The sequence below is a fragment of the Oceanobacillus neutriphilus genome, assembly GCF_014645515.1.
Taxonomy (GTDB): Bacteria; Bacillota; Bacilli; order Bacillales; family Amphibacillaceae; genus Oceanobacillus; species Oceanobacillus neutriphilus.
In genome coordinates, this window is sequence record NZ_BMLW01000001.1 from 32,734 (window position 1) to 57,182 (window position 24,449).

At 38.2% G+C, this 24,449-nt stretch carries 19 protein-coding genes; 3 read left to right on the forward strand and 16 right to left on the reverse strand.

The window, feature by feature from the left end:
- Positions 1 to 62: 62 nt before the first annotated feature.
- From IEX29_RS00165 to IEX29_RS00225, 13 genes are all read right to left on the reverse strand, one after another.
- The gene (locus IEX29_RS00165) at positions 63 to 1,673 is read right to left on the reverse strand and encodes an extracellular solute-binding protein (protein ID WP_188732506.1); all 1,611 of its coding nucleotides are present in this window, start codon (positions 1,671 to 1,673) and stop codon (positions 63 to 65) included.
- A 204-nt stretch (positions 1,674 to 1,877) separates the two neighbouring features.
- Positions 1,878 to 3,470 (reverse strand): extracellular solute-binding protein, encoded by a 1,593-nt coding sequence (locus tag IEX29_RS00170; protein ID WP_188732507.1) that lies wholly within the window; start codon positions 3,468 to 3,470, stop codon positions 1,878 to 1,880.
- A gap of 257 nt (positions 3,471 to 3,727) precedes the next feature.
- Complete coding sequence (locus tag IEX29_RS00175; protein WP_188732508.1) at positions 3,728 to 5,977, reverse strand: AraC family transcriptional regulator; 2,250 nt, start codon at positions 5,975 to 5,977, stop codon at positions 3,728 to 3,730.
- Positions 5,978 to 6,834: 857 nt separating this feature from the next.
- Positions 6,835 to 7,455, reverse strand: coding sequence for a YesL family protein (locus IEX29_RS00180; protein ID WP_188732509.1), 621 nt, complete (start codon positions 7,453 to 7,455; stop codon positions 6,835 to 6,837).
- Positions 7,456 to 7,799: 344 nt separating this feature from the next.
- A complete protein-coding gene (eno, locus tag IEX29_RS00185) occupies positions 7,800 to 9,089 on the reverse strand; it encodes a phosphopyruvate hydratase (RefSeq protein WP_188732510.1) in 1,290 nt (429 codons plus the stop codon).
- A gap of 101 nt (positions 9,090 to 9,190) precedes the next feature.
- Complete coding sequence (gene gpmI / locus IEX29_RS00190; RefSeq protein ID WP_188732511.1) at positions 9,191 to 10,729, reverse strand: 2,3-bisphosphoglycerate-independent phosphoglycerate mutase; 1,539 nt, start codon at positions 10,727 to 10,729, stop codon at positions 9,191 to 9,193.
- Complete coding sequence (tpiA, locus tag IEX29_RS00195) at positions 10,726 to 11,481, reverse strand: triose-phosphate isomerase (RefSeq protein WP_188732512.1); 756 nt, start codon at positions 11,479 to 11,481, stop codon at positions 10,726 to 10,728. The genes gpmI and tpiA overlap by 4 nt, the downstream gene beginning before the upstream one ends.
- 23 nt (positions 11,482 to 11,504) lie before the next feature.
- The gene (locus IEX29_RS00200; RefSeq protein WP_188732513.1) at positions 11,505 to 12,686 is read right to left on the reverse strand and encodes a phosphoglycerate kinase; all 1,182 of its coding nucleotides are present in this window, start codon (positions 12,684 to 12,686) and stop codon (positions 11,505 to 11,507) included.
- A gap of 420 nt (positions 12,687 to 13,106) precedes the next feature.
- A complete protein-coding gene (gene gap / locus IEX29_RS00205) occupies positions 13,107 to 14,114 on the reverse strand; it encodes a type I glyceraldehyde-3-phosphate dehydrogenase (protein ID WP_147210269.1) in 1,008 nt (335 codons plus the stop codon).
- Between the two features lie 49 nt (positions 14,115 to 14,163).
- The gene (locus IEX29_RS00210) at positions 14,164 to 15,183 is read right to left on the reverse strand and encodes a sugar-binding transcriptional regulator (protein WP_188732514.1); all 1,020 of its coding nucleotides are present in this window, start codon (positions 15,181 to 15,183) and stop codon (positions 14,164 to 14,166) included.
- 299 nt (positions 15,184 to 15,482) lie between these two features.
- Complete coding sequence (locus tag IEX29_RS00215; protein WP_188732515.1) at positions 15,483 to 15,710, reverse strand: glutaredoxin family protein; 228 nt, start codon at positions 15,708 to 15,710, stop codon at positions 15,483 to 15,485.
- A 4-nt stretch (positions 15,711 to 15,714) separates the two neighbouring features.
- Complete coding sequence (gene rpoN / locus IEX29_RS00220) at positions 15,715 to 16,998, reverse strand: RNA polymerase factor sigma-54 (protein ID WP_188732516.1); 1,284 nt, start codon at positions 16,996 to 16,998, stop codon at positions 15,715 to 15,717.
- 835 nt (positions 16,999 to 17,833) lie between these two features.
- Entirely contained in the window at positions 17,834 to 18,718 is an 885-nt protein-coding gene (locus IEX29_RS00225; protein WP_188732517.1) for a fumarylacetoacetate hydrolase family protein, read from the reverse strand.
- Between the two features lie 146 nt (positions 18,719 to 18,864).
- On the opposite strand from IEX29_RS00225, the gene IEX29_RS00230 reads away from it, so the two are divergent.
- From IEX29_RS00230 to IEX29_RS00240, 3 genes are all read left to right on the forward strand, one after another.
- A complete protein-coding gene (locus IEX29_RS00230) occupies positions 18,865 to 19,365 on the forward strand; it encodes a FixH family protein (protein ID WP_188732518.1) in 501 nt (166 codons plus the stop codon).
- A 111-nt stretch (positions 19,366 to 19,476) separates the two neighbouring features.
- Positions 19,477 to 19,857, forward strand: a complete 381-nt coding sequence (locus tag IEX29_RS00235) for a ribonuclease HI family protein (protein ID WP_308423616.1) — start codon at positions 19,477 to 19,479, stop codon at positions 19,855 to 19,857.
- 33 nt (positions 19,858 to 19,890) lie between these two features.
- On the forward strand, positions 19,891 to 20,433 hold the full coding sequence (locus tag IEX29_RS00240; protein WP_188732520.1) for a shikimate kinase: 543 nt from the start codon (positions 19,891 to 19,893) through the stop codon (positions 20,431 to 20,433).
- A 79-nt stretch (positions 20,434 to 20,512) separates the two neighbouring features.
- On the opposite strand, the gene IEX29_RS00245 is transcribed toward IEX29_RS00240, so the two are convergent.
- From IEX29_RS00245 to IEX29_RS00255, 3 genes are all read right to left on the reverse strand, one after another.
- A complete protein-coding gene (locus IEX29_RS00245; protein WP_188732521.1) occupies positions 20,513 to 21,307 on the reverse strand; it encodes an HAD-IIA family hydrolase in 795 nt (264 codons plus the stop codon).
- A 302-nt stretch (positions 21,308 to 21,609) separates the two neighbouring features.
- Positions 21,610 to 23,319 (reverse strand): ABC transporter permease, encoded by a 1,710-nt coding sequence (locus tag IEX29_RS00250; RefSeq protein ID WP_188732522.1) that lies wholly within the window; start codon positions 23,317 to 23,319, stop codon positions 21,610 to 21,612.
- Entirely contained in the window at positions 23,316 to 24,437 is a 1,122-nt protein-coding gene (locus IEX29_RS00255) for an ABC transporter ATP-binding protein (RefSeq protein WP_188732523.1), read from the reverse strand. Before IEX29_RS00255 ends, IEX29_RS00250 begins: the two co-directional genes overlap by 4 nt.
- Positions 24,438 to 24,449 lie beyond the last annotated feature (12 nt).

Sequence of the window (24,449 nt, forward strand, 5' to 3'; positions counted from 1 at the left end):
TTAGCGAATGAATTAATTTAATTATATATATTTCTTAGTTTTATAGTTAGATTCAACTTCTATTAATCACTTTCTTTCCATCGATCATAAGCTTGCTGATAGATTTCCACATATTCTTCTGTATTCATTTTCTGAACTGTTTCTACATAACTATCCCAATTGGATAATGGTTCTACGCCTGTAATAAACTTTGCTTCCATTTGCTGGACATAGGATTTTAAATCTACTTCGATCGTATTAACTTTCTTTTGCTCGTCTGTTGTTAAATAGACTAAAGGAAAAGGTACTTCTGCATAAGGTTTGATTTTTTCTTTTGTTTCCGCGGCAATAAATTTATCGAAATCTGATTCTTCTAATCCACGGATTGGACCACTCTTTGTTGGTGTCGGAATCCCGTAATCCGGAGAAATAGTGGCTCGGAAATCTTCCCTGGAATCATAGCCTTGAGGGACATCGAGTAATTTTCTCTTTTCTCCTTTCCACTCCCAAAGCTCTCCTTCCGGTCCCATGTTTAAAAATTCATAGCCTTCCTGCGAATAAAAATAATCAATCCATCTAATCGATGCTTCCGGATTAGGATTTTTATTTGTAATAGAGAAGGTTCCTCGCTCAATTGCAGGATTTCTCGGTACAATTGGCTCCTCTGAAACAGGGCTTGTCAAAGGCTGGAACATCGGATTGTTCATCGATTCGTCTTCTCCTTCTCCAGTGGTAAAAAATGAAAAGTAATCTGGAAAAGCTCCTACTCTGTTATTCTGTCCTTTTGCCTTCTTTTGTTCATCTGCTTGTGAAAATGTCTCCGGGTCCAATAATTTTTCGTTATAAAGTTTATTCATATATGTTAAATATGATTTATACTCCTCTGTAATTGGAGTATATCGGACTTTTCCATTCTGTTCTTCAATCCCCCACTCCTTCATCCCAAAAGCACCTAACATCCAATGACGTGTGCTATCCATGTTCACATCAATCATCGGAATCTCATCGGCTTCCCCATTTCCATTAGGGTCTTCATCTCTAAAACGAACCAGAAGTTCATAAAATTCATCTGTTGTTTCGGGTAATTCTTTTACATCAAGCGCTTCCAGCCATTTTCCGTTATACCAGATTGGTCCTTTGTACCAGATTGAGGTTGAACCGACAGACACTCTCGGCAAGGAATAAATATGTCCGTCCACAGTAGTGATAGATCTTTTTACGTCTGGATTTTCTTCTAACATTTTTTTGATATTTGGAGCATACTCTTCAATTAATTCTTCTAAAGGAATTAATAACCCTTGTTCTCCGTAATCTACTTCCATCGCGGGGGTTAAATCATCAGACCCGGCAGCGTAGATAATATCTCCTATATCTTCACTTGCAAAGGCTAAATTAAGCTTCGTTTGAAAATCATTCATTGGAGGGGTGGTGTATTTAAATTTGACATTTGTCATATCTGAATAGGCAATTAAAGTTTCCATATTGCTCCATTCCTCCATACCGGCACCTGGCGCCATCAGGTTCAACTCTATCTCTTCATCTACGATAGGAAAACCTTCTTTATTTACATCTACACTTGCAGCATGTTCCATTTTTTTATTTTCTTCATCATCCTCCTTCTCCGTTGTAGCACATGCTGTCAATATAGACATCAATAAGGTAACAGCTATAAATAATTTCCAAATCTCCCTCATTTTAATCCCCCAATATAGTAATTTATTAACTTTTTTATTTAAAATCGCTCCATAAGTCCAGCAATCATTGAGATAGTACTACAATAGAATTTTTCACTATTTCTCTATATAGAAAGATTGCCGGACAAAAACTTATTTTTTAAGAACACTGCCCGGATCTAGGGAATTTTAGGGTATACATATTAGTGAAAACAAGCAGGGAATCTAGTTACTCTTCCAGTTGTTATAGGCCTCCTGATGAATTTCAACATATCTGTCAATACCCATCCCCTTTATTGTTTCTACATATTTATCCCAATTTGAAATTGGTTCCACACCGGTGATAAATTTTGCTTCCATCTGTTCCACATATGACTCCAAATCTACTTCAATCGTATTTATTTCTTTTTGTTCTTCTCTTTTTATACTTACTTCAGGAATAGCAACCTGGTAATATGGTTCTCTTTTTTCTTCTGTTTCATCAATTGTAAAAAGAGCAAAATTATCAGGCTCTTCTTTTACCTCAAGAGGAGGATTTAAAAATGGTGCTGCAATTCCATATGACGGTGTTAACGTCTTGCGGTAATCTTCTGTATTGTCATATCCTTCAGGCAAGGGAAGCTGGTTTCTTTTATTTTTTTCTTCATCAGCCCATTCCCATCTATACCCTTCAGGTCCCTGATCGAGATAAACTCCGCCCTCCTCGGTATAAAAATAATCTGCCCATCTGATAGATGCCTCCGGATAAGGATTTTTTTCCGTTAAAATAAAAGCGCCACGGCTAAAACCTTGCGAAGCAGTAACAATTAATTCATCGGACACCGGACTTGTTAATGGAACAGTCATTGGATTATTTACTGCTTCATCATTTGCCTCACCAGTTAAAAAGTAAGAATAGTAGCCTCCCAGCAGACCAATTTTATTTTCCTGTCCTTTTGCGTTTACTTGATCTTCAGATTGAGAAAATGTCTCGGGATCCAGCAAGTTCTCCTCATATAACCTGTTCATATATATTAAATATTCTTTATAATTTTCGGTTATTGGTGCATAGCGAACTTCGCCATCTATTTCTTCTATACCTTGGCTTTTCAAACCGAAAGCGTTCAGAAATAACATTCTGATGGGATCCATTCCTTCACTGCTGATTGGAATTTCATCGGCTTCCCCATTTTCATTTGGATCTTCATCCCGGAATTGAATTAATAAATCATAAAGTTCATCTGTTGATTCAGGCAGCTCCTCTACCCCTAAAGAATCCAGCCATTTTCCGTTATACCACACTGGGTTCACCCATTTTCCTCTGTGATCCGTATTAATATGCGGCAAAGCATAAATATGACCGTCTGCTGAAGTAATCGATTTTTTGATATCCGGTCTTTCCTCCAGCACTTTTTTCATGTTTGGTCCATACTCCTCGATTAAATCCTCTAAAGGTAAAAATAGACCCTGCTCCCCGTATTCTCCTTCCATACCTGAAGTCAAATCAATTGGTCCATAAATAATATCGTCTAAATCACCGCTGGATAGAGCAAGATTTAAGTTTGTGCCAAAATCACTGGCCGGTGGAGTATTAAATTCAAAATGTATATTGGTTTCTTCTGCATAATCTTGAAAAAAGGGCATATCCTTCCATTCTGTACCTTGTGCATTCGGCCCCATCATCGTCATTGTAATTTCCTCATCAACAATTGGAAAACCTTCTTTTCTTACTTCTACATCAACGGCATGTTGTTTATCCTCCTCAGCCCCCGATGAACAAGCTGATATAAAACACGCTGCAACGATTGTAACAACTGACATCATCACTCTATTCCCCATCCATAATCTCCTTTCTTACTCTTTTATAGTGAGTTGATAGATTTCTGCAGAATTTACAGTACCTCCTTTTTTTGTAATGCTTACATGTTAGTTCCTTTTGAAACCGTTTTCAATATGTATATTTGTGTATGAATTGTCACTGTTATTAGGCAGCACTTGTTTATAAAGACTTTATACTTTCTGTGATATGTAAAACTTGTCCAACTATGCTGATTATTACAAAAACGAGGAGAACCTCTTGGTTCCCCTCATTTTTGTTACCGATTAAACCTGCGATATTGTCCTGGTGTGATACCAACATTCTTTTTGAATTTCCTGGTAAAATTAGCAACATCCTTATATCCGACATTCAAAACAATCTGCTTGATTGAATCATTGCTTTTTACCAATTGCTGTTTAACATAATTCATTCTTAGCTCTTGTACATATTCAGAGAAATTTACACCGGTTTGATCTTTAATAAAGCGGCTGACATAAGATGCCGATAGTTGGAATTCAACTGCAATTTTCCCCAGTGACAGGTCGTACTGGTCAAAATGGAGCTGTATATAGTTTAGTATATTTTTTCGTAACTGATCATTATGGCTTTCTTTATCTTTTGCAACTTCCTTGCAGACCTCCTGAATCATTGTCAGCAAATCTCTATGCAGCTGTTCAGACGAACTAAATTCTGCAAGTTTGTCAATATTTTGTATATGGTTCCTGAGTCCAAGATCCGATATTGTTTTAATAACCGTATTAATAATATCGTAGTATATCAACTTCACAGCATGCAGTGGGAGTCCTTTCTTTGTATGTAGTGAAAAAATGTCAGTTAACGTTTCCTTTGCTACTGCCACATCACCCTGTTTTAAACTTTGCACCAGTTTTATTTGTTCTTCTCTAGGGTAACCGAAGACCTGTTCCTGTTCTAAACTGATATCTTCAAAGTTAATAATGCTTCCTGCTGGATACATAAATTTATAATCCATTGCTGCCAATGCTTCGATGTAGGAACGATTTATTGATTTCTTTTCATTACAAATTCCTCCCACACTAATTGTAGGCTCCGAAGAAAGTGTCTCTCTCATATAATACTGTACTTCTCCAATAACCTTTCCCCTGTCTTCTCCAGGATTTCCCTGTCTTTTCTCTAAGCCGATAATCAATGCGAATGTGTCATTATAAAGTAAATTGACAGCCTGACCAACGGCATTCGTCAGTGCAAGTTCCGAAAAATCCTTTAATACTTTCTCCCTTGTTTCTACCTCATTTACTTTAACATTTTTTTCCTCAAAAAAGATTATGGAAACAAAGTAGGCTTCAGCTTTTATTGGAATATGCAATGTATCCAGCATCTTCTCTATTTCTTTCTCATCATTTATATCTCCTCTTAGCAAACGGACCAACAGTTGTTCCCTTGCAAAAGGCTGTTGTAAATCGACCGTTTCATTAATCATCTGATAATCATGATAAATATGAGAAATACGATGTTGAATGGTTTCTAACTCATTTTTATTTTCATTATTAAGGCCGCCATTTGTCAGTTCAAACAATTTTTTTATTGGCTTGTACTGGTTTCTGCCCAAATAAACTGCAAGCACAATACCCAACACAAAAATCCCTGTTATAATCAAGAGGATTAATTGCTTTGTATGCTGCAATCTTTCAAAAAACTGTTCCGTATCCAGAATCGTTACAAACGTCCAACCGCTGTCATCTGATTTAACAGTTGAACGTGAATATTCATTCCCATTAATGTCTAAATTATCGATCCCCTGCTTGTTTCCAATAATCTTATCCCAATCTGACTGTGCAATATCTTCATCATGTATTGCAGCTGCAACCTCTTCATTATTTTCATTCAAAATATATGCATTTCCTTCAAAATCGCCCAGTATGGTTTCCATCTGGTCATTCATCATAGATTCCTTAATAAAAAACATCACTGTTCCATAAGGCGTCGGATTATTTGGTGCAATTGGGAACAAATAAGCGACAACACGTTCCTTATTTCCTTCATTTGTAATGATATTTTCAGCAGATTTAATCATTGGTAAATTCGTATGTAATTCTTCTATAAACTGTTCTTTTTCCCAATCCTCAAACTGGTATTTTCTTTCTAAGAGCACATTAAGCGGGTAAGAACCATTGGTGGAATACAAAATATCTTTTGAATGATAATAAACAAATAATTCTTCTATAATGGAACTGTTTGCTTTATATTTTTTCAACTCATCGATGGCCTCACCACCGTAATAATCATCACTCACCATATAGGGAGTTAAACGGGGATCATAAGATATCCTTGCAGCAAGCGTTTTCAATTCATTCATTCTTCCATCAGTCAATTGTTTTACTTGTTCCAGTTTACTGATATTGGCCTGTTCAATTTCTTCACGTAAACTGGAAACCGAATTCTTGTATACGATAAAGCTTAAAACAGAAAATGGAATTAGAAATATTAATAGATAGGAGACAATATATTTGTATAATAAGCGGGATTTTAACCATTTAAATTTAGACAACTCCCTGGCCTCCTTTTATTTTTAATTTACTCATCTTTTTATTTTTTGAACAAGTTATTGTGTATAGCTTCCGCTCCGGCCAACCACTCCGCTTTCCGACGTACAACTCTTTTCGATGGGACGAGTAATCGCAGTCCCAGGACGTACTAGTGCAGACGTTGCAACAAATGTTTCCGGTGGGGTGAGTAATCGCAACCCCAGGACGCCTGAGATCTTAGTCTGCCATGGGGACGGCTTCAGCTCGCCCTGCGATGCACAAATGTTTCCGATGGGGCGAGTAATCGCAAAAGCTCTTCGGTGGGACGAGTAATCGCAAAAGCTCTTCGGTGGGACGAGTAATCGCAGTCCCAGTCCCAGGACGCCTGAGATCTTAGTTTTCCAAGGGGATGGCTTCAGCTAAATTGAAAGGAAAACCGCTTTTCAAATGCTTGATTTGGCAATTTAAATGACGACACAGCATGGGATAGTAAATATCGGGAATAGCTTTTATGAACAAAAAGTAATCGTGACGGGACATTTTTATATGCACCACGTAAAAGATATTCTTTGCTGGTCTAATTTCTATTTGCTTAGTTGTAATAAACAATATAGAATACCTTGCTAGCGGAGGTGGACCGTTTTGACTCCTGAGGGATTAAGCACCATCTGAAGATCCACTTTTGCCAAGTGCTCTTCTTGGCAAAAGTTAGCTGAAGAGCGTGCCCCTAGGAAAGCAAAACGGTTCGCCGCAGCGGTCGCTTTACACCTTACCTTCTTTCTGTGTGTTGAGTTTATGCTTTGTCAAGAAATAGATGGAAGGAACAATCAACACCTGTCTCTATGATAGGCAAGTTATTTTTTAAGGTGCGAAAGTTGAGTTAATTTAACTTTTTCTCTTCCAGTTGAATAAAAGCTCTATGAGCAAACCATGTAATAGGAAAAATAGTCAATGACGCCCCCACAAAAAAAGTCAGCACCGGAAGATATATAAATAAATAATACAGCAATAAAATGCATAACAGCATAGCAATTGTTTCAAAAGGGCGGGCAAATGCAACGAAGAAAGATTGCTTGAAATATTGAAAGTATTTTAATTTATAACGTGAAAATACAGGAAAGAAATATAAGAGAACCACGATATATAGCAAAACGATAAGTAATAATAAAGAATGGATAAACGCAGATTGGATTACTTGTTTAGAGATGTTCAAATCCATATATAGAAAGGCACCTACAACCAGAAGAACAATTCCCAGTCCATTCGATCTTAAAAATTGTTTCTTATATGTATGAAGAAAAACCTGAAAAATAGGCGCATCGTATCCTTCCTGGAACCATTTACTTATAACTGTAGTCACCGCAGCAGTTGCTGGAATAACCCCAAAAAGACCAAGTCCTAATATAGTAAACATAAGCCAGAGTATCTGTAAATAAATCATTTTAGATAACCAATTTCCAAAATCGTAAAAAACCTTAATAAAACCGCTTAGCGCTGACATATTTCCCCTCCCGTATAGTGTTATCTGCCCCTCATTCATAAATTGTCCGACCCGTCCGAATCTTCTTATTTATCAAATAACAAAAATTACAATTTACCCTATCTGCATAACAAACATATCATACTTATCCATCTTTTGGTAGGCTCAAATTTTACGTTCTTCCGATATACTTTTGCCCTTACAATATACATTTTTTTGAAATCCATCACCTTACCCGCACCTCAAATTTCACTACATTGAAATACTTTTGTGATAAAAAACAAGAAAAGCATCTGATTAAAAAAAACCTCTGTCTATGATGAATGATTCATCATAGACAGAGGTTTCTCCATTTTTATTATATATTACTTATCAGCTAAGTTATAGAAAGAAGTTAATCCGCCATACTCGCCCATGCCAGCTAATTCATCTTCAATGCGAAGTAACTGGTTGTATTTTGCAACGCGGTCTGTACGAGATGGAGCACCTGTTTTGATTTGACCAGCGTTTGTAGCAACTGCGATATCAGCAATCGTTGTATCTTCTGTTTCACCAGAACGGTGAGAGATAACAGCAGTATAGCCAGCGCGTTTAGCCATTTCGATTGCTTCAAAAGTTTCAGTCAGTGTACCGATTTGGTTCACTTTAACAAGGATGGAGTTACCGATTCCCTGCTCGATACCTCTGGAAAGTTTTGCAGTGTTTGTAACAAATAGGTCATCACCTACAAGCTGCACTTTATCGCCAAGACGTTCTGTTAATAATTTGAAGCCGTCCCAGTCGTTTTCATCCAAACCATCTTCAATAGAGATGATTGGGTATTTAGAAATCATTTCCTCATACCAGTCAACCATTTCTTCAGAAGTACGTACAACGCCTTCACCTTTAAGGTTGTATTTTCCGTCGCTGTAAATTTCAGAAGCAGCTACGTCCATAGCAAGTTTTACTTCTTCACCAGGCTTGTAACCGGCTGCTTCGATTGCTTCAACAATTGTTTGAAGAGCTTCTTCATTGGAACTAAGGTTTGGAGCAAATCCGCCTTCGTCTCCAACAGCAGTATTGTAGCCTTTTGAGCCTAATACTTTTTTCAGGGAGTGGAAGATTTCAGCACCTGTGCGTAATGCTTCTTTGAAAGAATCTGCGCCTACAGGCATAATCATGAATTCTTGAATATCTACGTTGTTATCTGCATGCTCTCCACCATTTAAGATGTTCATCATTGGTGTTGGAAGAGTTTTTGCATTGAATCCGCCAAGATAGTTGTATAAAGGAACTTCCAGGTGGTTAGCTGCTGCACGAGCTGCTGCCATAGATACGCCTAAGATAGCATTAGCGCCTAATTTTCCTTTGTTTTCTGTACCATCTAAATCAATCATTAAAGCATCAATAATATTTTGACGAGTTGCATCTAAACCGATTAGTTCAGGAGCAATGATTTCATTTACGTTTTCTACCGCTTTTTCAACACCTTTACCAAGGTAACGGTTTTTATCGCCATCACGTAATTCTACAGCTTCATATTCACCTGTAGAAGCACCGCTTGGTACGATTGCAGAGCCAAAAGCTCCGGATTCAGTGAAAATTTCTACCTCAACAGTCGGGTTACCTCTTGAGTCTAATACTTCTCTTGCGTATACGTCAGTAATATATGGCATTATTTTCTCTCCTTTAATGTAATTCAAAAAGTTCGTCAAAAATGACACTTCGAATTTCTTAGTCATTTTCATCAATCTTTTTGAACATTCATTTTAAATTTTTATTTATTAATCAAGGATGAACCAGTCATTTCTTCCGGTTTCTCTACATCAAGTAAATCTAATAATGTTGGTGCTAAGTCAGCAAGAATACCGCCGTCCCGTAATGTTATGTCATCTTTCGTAACGATAACAGGAACAGGGTTGGTTGTGTGGGCAGTCATCGGTTTATCTTCCAATGTAACAACCTCATCAGAGTTTCCGTGGTCAGCTGTAATAATAGCATGTCCACCTAACTCCGTAATCTTATCAACAATTTTACCAAGGCATTCATCGACTGCTTCAATCGCATCAATTGTCGGCTGCAGCATTCCTGAATGACCCACCATATCCGGGTTGGCAAAGTTTAAAAGAATCGCATTTTGCTCTCCGCCGTCAAGTTCTTTTAATAACGCGTCCGTTACTTCATAAGCACTCATTTCCGGTTGCAGATCATAGGTTGCTACTTTTGGTGAATCAATAAGAATACGTTTTTCACCATCAAATTCTTTTTCACGGCCACCGCTCATAAAGAAGGTGACATGTGGATATTTTTCTGTTTCTGCAATACGTAATTGGTTCAGGTTATTCTGTGCTAAAACTTCGCCAATCGTATTATCCAGGTTAATTGGTTTATATGCAACATATCCATCCACAGTTTCACTGAAGTTTGTCATCATAACAAACTCAAGATTTTTTGGAGCTTTCTCTCCGCGGTCAAAGTCTCTGAAATCATCGTTTGCAAATGTTCTGGAGACCTGAATTGCACGGTCAGGACGGAAGTTATAGAAGATAATAGCATCTTCATCTTCAATAGTTGCAACAGGTTTATCATTCTCATCTGTAATAACAGAAGGAATCACAAATTCATCGTAGATTTCGTTTTTATAACTGTCTTCTACCACTTCAGCAGCACTGTGATAAGAAGGGCCTTCTCCATAAACCATAGCATCATATGCTTTTTTCACACGATCCCAGCGTTTATCGCGGTCCATGGAATAGTAGCGTCCAGAAACGGTCGCAATTTGACCGACGCCTAATTCCTTCATTTTTTCTTCCGTCTGCTTCAGATATTCACCAGCTGTTTGTGGACCTACATCACGGCCGTCAAGGAAAGCATGAACATATACTTTCTCTAATCCATGCTGTTTTGCCAGTTCCAATAAGGCGAATAGATGATTGATATGACTATGCACACCGCCATCAGATAAAAGCCCGAAAAGATGTAATGCTTTATCTTTTTCTTTTGCATGCTTTACAGCATCAACAAGTGCATCTACCTCGAAAAAGTCGCCTTCCTCAATAGATAGATTAACACGTGTCAAACTTTGATAAACAATACGGCCTGCGCCAATGTTTAAGTGACCGACCTCTGAGTTACCCATTTGACCGTCTGGCAATCCAACTGACTTTCCGGAAGCAGTCAGCTGATTATGTGCATAAGCATTCCAATAGCGGTCAAAGTTTGGTGTTTTTGCCTGTTTGACTGCATTTCCTTTTACTTCATCACGGATAGCAAAGCCATCCAGAATAATTAATGCAGCTAATTTATCTTGACTCATTTTGTACCTGCCTCCACTAGTTGAACAAAGGATTCCGGTTCTAAGCTTGCACCGCCGACGAGTGCTCCATCAATATCAGATTGGGCAAGAAGTTCATCAATATTAGCAGGCTTTACGCTGCCGCCATATTGGATAACTACCTGGTCAGCTATACCTTGAGAAGTAATTTCTGCAATTACTTTACGTGTTTTTGCGCAAACTTCATTGGCATCTTCACTGGAAGCTGTTTTTCCTGTTCCGATTGCCCAGATTGGTTCATACGCAACAATTGTTTGTGTTACCTGTTCATCAGATAATCCTGCCAATGCTTTTTTAACCTGATTGCCGACAACATCCATTGTTTCGTTTGCTTCACGTTGTTCTAACGTTTCACCGACACAAACGATTGGAGTTAAGCCATGTGCAAAGGCAGCTTTTGTTTTTTGATTAACAGACTCATCTGTTTCCGCAAAGTACTCACGGCGTTCAGAGTGTCCGATAACAACATGTGTTACACCTATGTCTGTTAACATAACCGGGCTGACTTCCCCAGTGTAAGCTCCAGATTCTTCAAAGTGCATGTTTTGAGCAGCAACTTTCACATTTGAGCCCTTTGCTTTTTCAACAAGAGCAGGTAAATGTACGAAAGGTGCACAAACAATTGCTTCTGTATTCCCGCCTGGCGCTTTAGGAATAACGGCATCCATAAAATCAGATGCTTCTGCCAAAGTTTTATTCATTTTCCAGTTTCCCGCAATAACTACTTTTCGCATGCGCTCACCTCATCCATTCTTAATTATTTATCGTTTAACGCCTCTACCCCCGGCAGAACTTTACCTTCCATAAATTCTAAGGAAGCTCCCCCGCCTGTAGATACATGGTTCATTTCACTTGCCAGACCGAATTTTTCTACTGCTGCTGCAGAATCTCCTCCACCGATAACAGAGAAACCTTCTGTTTCAGCTACAGCATCCGCAACTGCTTTTGTACCGCCGGCAAAGGCATTTAATTCAAATACACCCATTGGTCCATTCCAAATAACTAATTTAGATTCTTTTATGATCGAAGCGAATGCTTCACGAGTTTTAGTTCCGATATCCAGTGCTTCCCAATCAGCAGGAATTTGATCGATATCAACAATTTTCGTATTCGCATCTTCTGAAAAATCATCTGCTACAACTGCATCCACTGGTAAAACAAAATTAACGCCTTTGTCTTCTGCTTTTTGCATAAACTCTTTTGCTAGATCTATTTTGTCTTCCTCTAATAGAGATTTACCAATTTCATGCCCTTGTGCTTTAATAAATGTATAAGCTAATCCCCCGCCAATGAGCAGATTATCAACTTTGTCGAGCAGATTATCAATCACATTGATTTTATCTTTTACTTTTGCTCCACCGATAATTGCTGTAAATGGACGTGCCGGATCTTCCAATGCTTTCCCGAGAACTTCGATTTCTTTTTCCATTAATAGTCCTGCTGCAGCTGGAAGCTTTGTAGCAATACCTGTTGTTGAAGCGTGTGCACGGTGTGCTGCTCCAAAGGCATCATTTACATATACATCAGCCATTTTAGCAAATGCATCAACTAATGCTGGATCATTCTTCTCTTCACCAGCTTCAAAACGAACATTTTCAATTAATAAAATATCGCCATTGTTTAATTGGCCGATAGCTTTATCCACTTCTTCACCGTAGACTTCATCCGTCTTCATAACTTCTTTGTTTAATAAATCGCTCAAACGTTTTGCTACCGGATCTAAGCGAAGTTCCTCTACAACAGTCCCTTTAGGACGTCCCAGGTGACTCGCCAAGATAAGCTTTGCTCCCTTATCCGTCAGCTCACGGATTGTCGGCAATGCAGCACGAATACGTGTATCGTCAGTAATTTCACCGTCTTTTAAAGGCACGTTAAAATCTACCCGGCAAAATACACGTTTACCTTCTACTTGTAAATCAGCAATGGTTTTTTTGTTCAACGGAATCCCTCCTAATTAGGTATATGTAACTCTCGTTATTATACCATTTTATCTTGCTTTACTACTAATTCTAGTGAAAATAAGTGTTCAAAAAGTCCGTTAAAAGGACCGAGAAGTTCAAGGCAGCGCAGCTTCGAGTAGCGGAATGTATGTTTTTAAATACATGAGCAACGGTTTTAATAGGCCGAGTAATCGCAGGCCTCAACGTAGAAGCAAGCTAACGAACTTCCGCAGGATGCGGTGACTTCTACGTTGCCCACACGACGTGGGCGCTTTTAGTAGAAGGTCCTTTTCCCGATGCGTCATTTTTAATGGGCTTTTTGAACATCTTCTAAAAAGAAAGTAGAGGAGGAAAACTGCTCCCTCCTCTACTTATACCGTTCGGAGAGGCTTACCTTACAACGAACGTCGTTTATTATCTTATAGTCCTTTTTTAGCCATGAATACAGCTAAGTCTACACAACGGGAAGAGTAGCCCATTTCGTTATCATACCAAGAAACAACTTTTACAAGGTTGCCTTCCATTACGATTGTAGATAAAGAATCGAAAATAGAAGAGTGATTGTTTCCTACGATATCAGAAGAAACGATTGGATCTTCCGTATACTCAAGGATTCCTTTTAATGGTCCTTGTGCAGCTTCTTTCATTGCATTGTTAACATCTTCAACAGTTACTTCTTTATCAAGTTCAGCAACTAAGTCAGTTAATGAACCGTCTGGAGTTGGAACGCGTACTGCGTTACCGTTTAATTTACCGTTAAGTTCTGGTAATACCAGCCCAACTGCTTTAGCAGCCCCAGTAGAAGTAGGAATGATGTTTTGAGCAGCTGCACGTGCACGACGATAATCTTTGTGCGGTAAATCAAGGATTTGCTGATCGTTTGTATAAGAGTGGATTGTAGTCATTAATCCACGTTTAATGCCAAAGTTATCGTTTAATACTTTAGCAAATGGTGCTAAGCAGTTTGTTGTACAAGAAGCATTAGATACAACATTATGCTGAGCTGGATCGTATTTATCATCATTAACACCCATAACGATTGTTAAATCTTCGCCGTTAGCTGGTGCAGAGATGATTACTTTTTTAGCTCCTGCTTGAATGTGTTTTTCAGCATCTGCTTTTTTAGTGAAGATACCAGTAGATTCGATAACGATTTCTACACCAAGATCTCCCCATCCAAGGTTAGCTGGATCACGTTCAGAAAGTACTGTGATTTCTTTCCCGTCAACAACAAGGTTAGAACCATTTACACTGATTTCTTCTTCCAGTTTTCCATGAACTGAGTCATATTTCAATAAGTGTGCAAGCATGTTAGCATCTGTTAAATCGTTGATTGCTACAATTTCCACTTCATCATTTTTTAAAGATTGACGAAATACGTTACGTCCAATTCTTCCAAAGCCATTAATACCAACTTTTACAGCCATATTAAATTCCTCCTAAGAATATCTTGAAATTTTTATTTATATAAAGAGGTTATCCTCTTAATATCTTTTCTGCAGCACCTTGATCGGTGATTAACATATTGCTCTTCCCTTGTTTAAAGTAAGAGTTAATTGCATTTCCCTTCGAGGCTCCTCCGGCAACTGTAATAATATGCTTTGATTCATCCATATCCTCCAGCTGCAGCCCTACTGTTTTTACTTTATAAACAATGTCGCCATCGACATTAAAGTAATAACCAAAGGCTTCTGAAACTGCATTTTCCGACTTTAATAAGTCCAATACTTTTTGGGAAGACTTCCTTCGTTCCGCCATACGTAAAGCATCTCCAATTCCATGCAAAACAATGTTAGAAGCTTTAATAACAGCCAAAGCATCAATCACATGGGGTTCCTGAATAATCAGTTCGTAGGTGGAATCACTAATCGGATCTGGTACATAAAGCATTCTGTATTGACTATTTGACCTTCTGGCCATTTCTGAAACAATACGCGATGCCTGGTTCTCAACCTTTTCTCCAATACCGCCTCTTGCAGGGACAAATAATACATCTGTTCCTTCGGGTAATGGCTTCATTGCATCGGCTACAGCGGCAATCGTGCTTCCGCCTGTCACAGCAACCGTATTGTTTTTTTGTAAGACAGATTGCAGATAGGCAACACTTGCTTTTCCCATCTCCGCTTTTATTTGAGGATTATGGTCACTGTCACCAGGAACTACAATCACATTATCAATGGATAAAGTACGTTTTAACTGATCCTCCAGATTTTCTAACCGGGACAAATCTCCAATTAAAGCTGCTAACTGATCCAGAACTACTTTTCCCTCATTGGTAATAAACATACCCTTGGAAGTGATCTCGACTAGTCCCTGCCCATGAAGAAAATCAATTTCTCCGCGAACATGCCGCTCTGTTAAATTTGTACTCTCTGCTAATGCTCGTCTGCCAATTGGCTGATGCAAATGTACATGTTGTAATAATGTATATCTTTCCTGCATCAGGCTAACCAATTCAGGTACGATTTTTCTCTGCAGGGCCATGATGGAATCCATTTTAACCATTCTCCTCTATTCGGGATTAAAAGCGTCCCAGGTGGTAGTTCTACGTCCCGAATCAATTGTATTATAACATACATCCTATCAATTGCAAAGAAAAACTCTTATAACAGCCGCTATTTTATCTAAAATCAAGCAGCTTGTTATACCTCCGAATTTATTCATAAAAATACATACACTTTATCTATTCCCATTGCATGTGAAGTTAAACACAGAAACTTGTTTTAAAGCTATTTTTTATGAAATAGAAAAGCATTCTCTAAAAATCGATTTGCTCTTTTTAGAGAATGCCTTCCTTATTCCGACAGCAGTGCACTGATATTTTCTATATTTATTTCATTTCCATATACTTCTTTTTCCTTGTATGCTATCACCGGAATAGTTAATTGATATTTTTCTAATAATGTATCCGATTGATAAATATCTATTTCTTCTATTGAAATCTTATTTGTATTCAAGGCATCTAACAACGCTTTCGCCTCTTCACACAGAGGACAATTATTTTTTGTATAGAATCGAATCATTTTTTCAGTCTGTTCTCCTTTTCCGCTTTGAGGAAGACTGGATGCCCAATTCTTCCCTGTACTTCATCACCGTTCTTCTTGCTACATATACTTGATACAGCTCTTCCAGCTTTCTGCGGATTTTCTCATCAGAAAGCGGACGGGTCTGATCTTCATCAGCTATAATCTTTTGTACATACTGCTTCACTACCACGCGGGCGATCCCCTCTCCTTTTCGGGCTTCACGCTGTAATAAATACTTTACCCGCAGAATGCCAAAATCAGTCTGTAAATATTTATGACTGATAGTCCGGCTGATAGTCGAGACATGGAGATCCAAAACATCTGCAATTTCCTGGAGAGTCAAAGGTTTTAAAGCTGTTATACCTTCTTCAAAAAAAGATAATTGTTTATTTACAATAATTCGCAAAACCTGTTCCAGAGTTTTACCGCGGTATTGAATAGCCTGATCCAGCATCTCCAGTTCTTTTTTCTTTTCCTTTAAAAAATCAGCCCCGTCCTTTGGCATATCATCCAGCACTATATCCTCGCGAATTTGAATTTGCGGGCTTGACCAGTGAAAAAAAGACAAGCGCCATTCATCCTCTTCCTTAAAAACAACCGCTTCCGGAATGATATACTCTGTTTCTTCATCTTCTAATAATTTACCCGGATTGGGATGACAAAGCTTCATGTTAGTAATTAATCTGCCTGCCTCATCATCTGTGATAGCGTATGTTTTAGCTAAGTCTTGAATATCTTCCTCCGCAATCAGAACAAGATTATTTTCAAAAAGATCCTCCAAAAAAGGATAATCACAATCCATTTCTTTCAGCTGCAAATGGATACACTCTTGTAAAGTTCTCGCTCCGATTCCCGGCGGGTCAAGCGATTGCAGATAAGAAAGCGCCTGTTGTATTTCTTCCATAGATAATTGGCACTGTGCTGCCCAATCCTCCAGCGTTATATCTAAGTAGCCATTCTCATTTAGAGAATCAATGCCAAATAGAACAGCTTCTTTTATTGATTCCTCTGAAATGGACAGCATATACACGTTCTCTTTTAATTGCTCGTACATATTTTTTTTCGAGGCATTCATATTTTCAAAAGCATTCGAATCACCATGAAACTGCGTGAGCACCTGTTGATCAATGGGACGGATATCCTCAATCAAAGGATTTTCTTCAGCAATCTTCTGTACATAATCATATAATTCAATACCGGAAAGCTGCAGAATCTCAATGGATTGATGAAGTGATTGATTCATTTTCCAGGATAATGCCTGCTTTAACACTAAACTCTGCTGCATGCTTTGACCTCCGTGCGGTTCTTAGGAAATAATTTAGTTCAACTTATATAATATTATACTCAACTTTCGCACCTGTTAATAAGCATCTATACCTTCCTATTCCATGATGAATATGTTCTTCATTATCCTGCCTGCATGTTGTTAAATCATCCTTCTATTGGAATGGAGATTGTGTATAGCTCCGCTCCGACCAACCACTACGCTTTCCATGTGGACGGCTTCAGCTCGCCCTGTTCCCATAGGAGTCTTCGTGGTTGGTCTGCGCTCAGTTAGGCTTCTACAGCGAACGAAAGAAATCATAGCCTGATGAAGCTTGATGATAAGATCATTTTACTGTTTCAAACGGTTGATTTGGCAATTTAAATGATGATACATCATAGATAGTAAATATCGGGAATAGCTTTTATGAACAGAAAGTAATCGTGGCAGAATATTTTACCATAAACCAGGAAACATGTTTTATCTGATCTAACTTCTATTTAGTCAGCTGTTTCAACCTGTATAGAATACCCTGCTAGCGGAGGCGGACCGTTTTGACTCCTGAGGGAATAGCACCTTCTGAAGATCCACTTTTGCCAAGTGCTCTTCTTGACAAAAGTTAGCTGAAGAGCATGCCCCTAGGCAGGCTAAGGTCGCAACGTCCTGGGGCCTAAGATTACTCACCCCATCGAAAAGAGTTGTACGTCGAAAGCAAAACGGTCCGCCGTAGCGGTGGCTTTACACGTTACCTTCTTTCTAAATAGAGTTTTTGCTTTGTCAAGAGATAGATGGAAGGAGCGATCAACATCTATCACTATGATAAGCAAGTTATTTTTTAAGGTGCGAAAATTGAGTATTATACTTTTTTCACCTGATTTTCCATCACACCTATTCCTTCAACCTCTAATTTCACATGATCTCCCCCCTGAAGCAATCCAGACGGCTCCATGGCTAAACCGACACCATGCGGAGTTCCAGTTAAAATAATATCTCCAGGTTCAAGTGTCATGATTTCGGAAATAAAGTTAATTAAAAAAGGGATATCAAATATTAGGTGCTCCGTATTCGATGATTGACGTTCCTCCCCATTAACAAAGGAACGGACATTTAATGCGTGGGGGTTACTCACCTCATCCTTCGTCACAACCCATGGGCCTACAGGCGTTGTATGGTCAAGTGATTTTCCCTGCAGCCATTGCGGTGTCCTTTTTTGTAAATCACGTGCAGATGTATCATTTGCAATGGTGTATCCGGCAATATAATCAAAAGCATCTTCTTTTTTTACCTTTGAAGCTGTTTTTCCGATAACCAGTGTTAATTCTACTTCATAATCTAATTTTTCAGTAATCGACGGATAATGAATATCATCCTCGGGACCAATAATGGCATTATCAAATTTAGCAAACAGAACCGGGAATTCCGGAATATCTGATTTCATTTCTTGAACATGCTCCTGATAATTTTTACCGACACAAATTACTTTTTTCGCTTTTCCAAGCGGCATACCCAAATGGACATCCTGCAGTGAAATCGTTTCATACTCTGCTGCTTCCTTTAAAATTTTCTGCAGCTCTTCCACATGCTCTTCCGCACACGCATAAAAACCAACCGGGTCAGCCGGAAGCTTTTCTTCTCCAAATTGTTTGGATAACGCTTCCACATCTGCGATTGATTCAGAATCTATTAAAACACCTGTGCGATATTTTTCATCTTGCTCTTTCCGATAAGCTACTAATTTCATATGCATTCCTCCCTTTCTTTCATTATAATAGAGTTACATTTGGAAGGAAAATAAAATATGTCATAATTTATTCAATCAACCGACTTATTAGTCATGCTATACTAGTTGTTGATTATACTAAAATGACGATGAAGGGAGATATATTAATGAAGAAAAAAATATTTTTTATCCTGATTGCACTTATCGCTGTATTAGCTGCCTGCTCCAATAGTGAAGCGGATACAACAGAGGAGGATTTACCGGAATTATCCGTACTGGAAGTAGATTTTGATGTTCCAGAGCATGTCGAAGTAGGGGAAACAATTGATTTAACAGCGCACGTCAGCTTTGAGGGTGAGCCTGTTGAAGATGCACATGAGGTTTTATTTGAGGTCTGGACTCAGGGCAATTCTGATGACAGTGTTGAATTAGAAGGTGTCCATCAGGAGAATGGTACATATACTGCAAGCTTTACCTTCGAGGAGGAAGCTGTCTATGAAATGTATGCACATACAACAGCAAAAGAACAGCATGTCATGCCTTTAGAAACGGTTATTGCCGGCGATGCAGAGCCATCTGAGGAAGAAGCTCATGACGAAATGGACCACGAGCATCATCATGATGATGAACATGATGAGCACCACGAACATGACAATGATGATGAATAAAACAGTTTTTTAAACAGACATAGGCTGACATATATTCCTTTTTGGTTTAAAATTCGTTATACTATGTACGTAGAAATGGAAGCTTAAACGAGGTGATATGCTTTGATTCAAGTGTATACTGATGGAGCCACAAACATGAGCACTGAAAAAAGCGGCGCCGGTATTTATATAAAGTCAGGAGAAAAGAAACTGGAATATGCAGTTCCTTTACCTTATATGACAAATCATGAAGCGGAATTCCATGCAATTATAGAAGCATTAAAAATCTGTAAAGCAAATTTTCCAGGAGAGATCTTATCTTTTCGGACAGACTCTAAAGTTGCAGCAGAAGTGATTGATAATGGCCGGACAAAGAACAGACAATTTCTTCCTTTACTTGAAATTATCCAGTCTGAAGCAGCAGAATTTCCTTTTCTATTTATTAAATGGATACCTGAAAAAGAAAACAGCAAAGCAGATCAATTGGCAAGAACAGCAATCTATCAGCAATAACGTTTATATACAGGGTACAGGAGGAAAATAGAAATGAATAAAATACAGTTAAAGGAACAAAGTATAGTATTGATTGGTTTTATGGGGGTTGGGAAAACTACCATCGGCCAAGCGGTTGCAAAAAAATTATATCGTGATTTTATCGATATTGATGAAGAAATCGAACGCAGATTCCAGATGCCTCCAAAAGATATTTTTGCTAAATATGGGGAAGCCGTCTTTCGGCAGCACGAAAAAGAGATTATTTCTGAAATGTGCCATAAAAAATTAAAGGTCATTTCCTTAGGTGGAGGCGCTTTTCTGCAAAAGGAAATTCAGGATATCTGCCTGGCAGCCACTACTATTTTCTTCCTCGACTTAACCTGGGACAAATGGAAGGACCGGATTGGCTTACTGATAGACAGCCGCCCTGTTTTACAAGGTAAAAATATGGATGAAATTAAACAGCTCTTTGATGATCGGCAGCCAATTTATGAACAGCATCATTCACGTGTAGTAACAGATGATCAGGAAGTAGAAGAAGTCGCTGATTATATCGTAGGTTCTTTAAAATTAGCCTGGGAGCTTTATGCCTGACTGATTGAAAAATTAAGAAAAAGCATATCCATCCAGAGGTAAGTAATTAACCTGGATAGATATGCTTTTTCTGCTTTAATCAGACAACTGCATCTGTTTTCATATTTAAGATATCCTTCACGCTGTTTAAAGTGTAATGAGGCTTATATGGTGTCGTTTCCACCATGCTTTTATCTGTTATCCCGGTCAGAACCAAAATAGAATTCATGCCATAATCATTTCCCATTTTCACATCTGTTTCCAATCTGTCCCCTACCATGAAGCATCTTTCTGATGGCAATTTTAAAATATCTTCTACAATAAATTTAGCAGCTAATAAGGACGGCTTGCCAAGTATAATTTCTATTTTTTCTCCGGTTGCCCCTTCCATTGCTCCAATCATTGCACCGCAATCCGGTATCTGCCCACCGCGCATCGGACAAGTGCGATCCGGATTAGTAGCTACCACGACTGCTCCGTTTCTCCATGCCTGAAAAGCGCGATTTAATTTATCATAGCTGAATTTTCTATCCCAGCCTAACACAACATATTTTACTTCTCCCGGATTATCAGATACTTCAATACCCCGCTTTTTTATTTCATTAATTAATGGCGCTTCTCCAATGACCATGACCTTTTCTGTTTGATGTAATTGAGATTTTAAATATCGGGCTGTCAGTATATTGGAATTAATGACATTTTCATTTGTTACCTCTACCCCAAGCTTATTTAATTTATTTACATAGGTCTCTGTTGTTTCAATTGATTTATTTGTCAGAAAAACAACCTCATCCCCTCTGTCGCGTAATGCCTTAATGGTCTCACTTGCCCCTTCAATAATTTTCTCCTCTAAATAAATCGTACCATCTAAATCAAAAATATATCCCCGCTTCACCCTGATGTCCTCCTTGTTGTTTTATAATTGCTTTGTGTATTTATTACTCTCGGTTAATCTGTAAGAAAAACCAAGAGAGAACTTCTTCTGTAATCAGTACATGACTATTATTCTCTTTTGACTTATAAACGGTTAAACAAATAACTAACTGAATATTCTGTTAAATAAAAGCAATTTGATGTCCTTTTTCTATAAAAATTTACCCATGACAACCATCAATAAAGTTTTTTAGAATCTATTTTGTTTTTATGCCCGGGATTTTGTTTTCTAAAGAACAAAATCCCGGACAGGATATTTAAGCCTTAGCTTTTTTTCTCACTTCTATTTGTAAGTTTTTCAGCAATCATCTGGAATATAACTACAATAACAACAAGAACGATTGACATCGCTGCCGCAGAATAGTATTCTGCCCGCATAACATTTTGAAAGATTGCCAGACTCATTGGTGCCCAGTTTGCCGGTGCCATCAGAATTGATATACTTGTCTCTTTAATGACAGTTACAAAAACGAGTATGGATCCCGCCGCAATACCTGGCAGCATTAATGGTCCTACAACTGTCAATAAAGCTGTAAAAGTAGAGGCTCCTAAGTTAATAGCCGCTTCTTCGATATCTGCTTTAATAGATTTCATCGTACTCATCGTAGACCGGACCATATACGGTAATCTCCGCATTGCATACGCGACGATGAGAATAAACGCTGTTCCTGTAAGCTGTAACGGTGCTGTATTAAATGTTTGAATCAATGCAATACCGACAGCAATTCCGGGAACAATCAATGGTACTGTCGTTACAAAATCCAGTGCTGTTGATTTATGTCTTACAACAAAGTAAGCTACTGCCGCTGATACGACAACACTTATTACCAAGGCTCCCAGCGCCAGTACAATACTGTTTTGGATGTTCCCGAGAGAGGATGTGAAAATAGTCTGGTAATGAGATAACGTGTAACCACTTGGCAGAAGATCCTTTCCCCAGGTAGTTGCAATCGACTGCAAAAATACAGTAAGTACCGACAATAACGGAACGATAATAACGAAAGCTGAAAATATAAATAAAGGAACGGTCAGCATTTTATTATCGCTGAGTTTAACTTGTTTTGGTTTTCCAGATACAGAACCGTAATTCATATTTTTCGTGAAATAATTTTGCAGCCAGTAGGCAAGTCCCGCAATAGCAATCATGACAACAGTCAAAATAGCGGCACCGCCCCAGTTAAAGAATCCGGAAATTTCTCTATATGCCTCCACGACAATCAGATTTAAATCACTTGGTGCTAAAATTATTGGTGTTCCAAAATCGGAAAAACTGACCGCAAAGATAACCAATGCTGTAGATAGCATCCCTGGTATGACCAACGGCATTGTTACTGTTGAAAAAGTAAGCCAGCTCTTTGCTCCCATATTTCTGGACGCTTCTTCAAGCGATATATCACTTACTTTAAATGCTGCTACCATAGGCCATAACGCATATGGGAAAAAGAAAAATATTTGTACAATTGCTATACCTGTCATCGAGTATGGATCAATAAAGAGTCCTTCTCCACCTAAATATTGATAGATTTGTGTAACCCATCCAGACCTTCCGAACATAATAATAAAAGAATATCCGGAAATAAACGTCGGCACTACTAGCGGAATGGTGCATAATGCGCTGATTGTTTTCTTAAAAGGCATCTTCGTTCTTGCAATCCCATAAGCAATTGGAATACAAATTACCATAACGACAAGTGATACCGTTATTGCCAAATACAAGCTATTTTTCAGGGAAGTAAAATAAGTTGTATTTTGAAAAATAGCAGTAAAGTTATCTAAAGTAGCATTTTTAAACTGATTGATGGTCGTCTGCAGTGTGTCCATGCTTATTAACGAGCCAAATATATTGATAGGCTCATTTGTAAAGCTCACCAGGAAGATAGATAGCAAAGGAATAAGTAAGAATAACAGAAAGAAAGCATAGACAAGTATTTTTAATATCCCAAGACCGTTAAAATTATCTTTTAATTTCTTCATAACAGCAAAACCCTTTCAGGATCTACAATAACTTTGATTTCTGACCCTTTTGAAAAAATCTTATCTCCTGATTCAAAAACCGTGTCCACCAGCAAATTATGTTCACCGACTTTAATATCATACCTTACTGTTGAGCCCAAATAAGTAGATACTTCCACGATGCCTTCAAAATAATTGTCGATTGTACTTTCACTTTTATCTTTTACTATTAAATTCTCTGGTCTGATCACAAGCTGGACATCTTCAAGATCTGTATTCATAGTAGATTGAATTTCGTAATCTCCCACCTGTACATAAACCAGATTATTTTCTTTTTTGGTCACCTTCCCAGGTAATATATTTGAGGTACCGACAAAATCTGCAATAAAAGGCGTTTTCGGATTACTATATAAATCTGTTGGTGTTCCAATTTGCAGAATTTCTCCGTCATTCATAACAGCAACACGATCTGCCATACTCATTGCTTCCTCCTGATCATGTGTCACGAAAATCGTTGTAATCTTCAGTTCCTGTTGAATTCTTCTAATTGTATTTCTCATCGTATGCCTTAACTTCTGGTCCAGATTGGATAAAGGCTCATCCATCAATAATACCTGCGGCTCCATTACAAGCGCTCTGGCTAACGCAACCCGCTGCTGCTGTCCGCCCGAAAGCTCACCTGTCAGCTTTTTAGCATGATCCTGCAGCTCTACATACTCTAAAATACTATTTACTTTTTCCTCAATATCTTTTGGATATTTGACTATTTTACTATTCAGCATCCGGATATATACTCCGATTTTTTTAAACATATTACTTTCTCTTAAACGCTTGATATTTAAACTGTATGCTATATTATCAAAGACATTCATATGCGGAAATAACGCATAGCTTTGGAATACCATTCCGCAGTTTCTTTGATGGGGAGAAATTTTATTTACTATCTTTTCACCAATTTTTATTTCTCCGCTTGTTGGTGTTTCAAATCCGGCAATACAACGCATGGTTGTTGTCTTTCCGCATCCGGATGGACCAAGAAGAGCAAAAAATTCGCCCTCTTGGATATCTAATTCAATATTCTTAAGCACATCTGTTCCAGAAAAATTCTTTGTAAGCTGATTTACAACAACAGAACCCATAAAACCATTCCT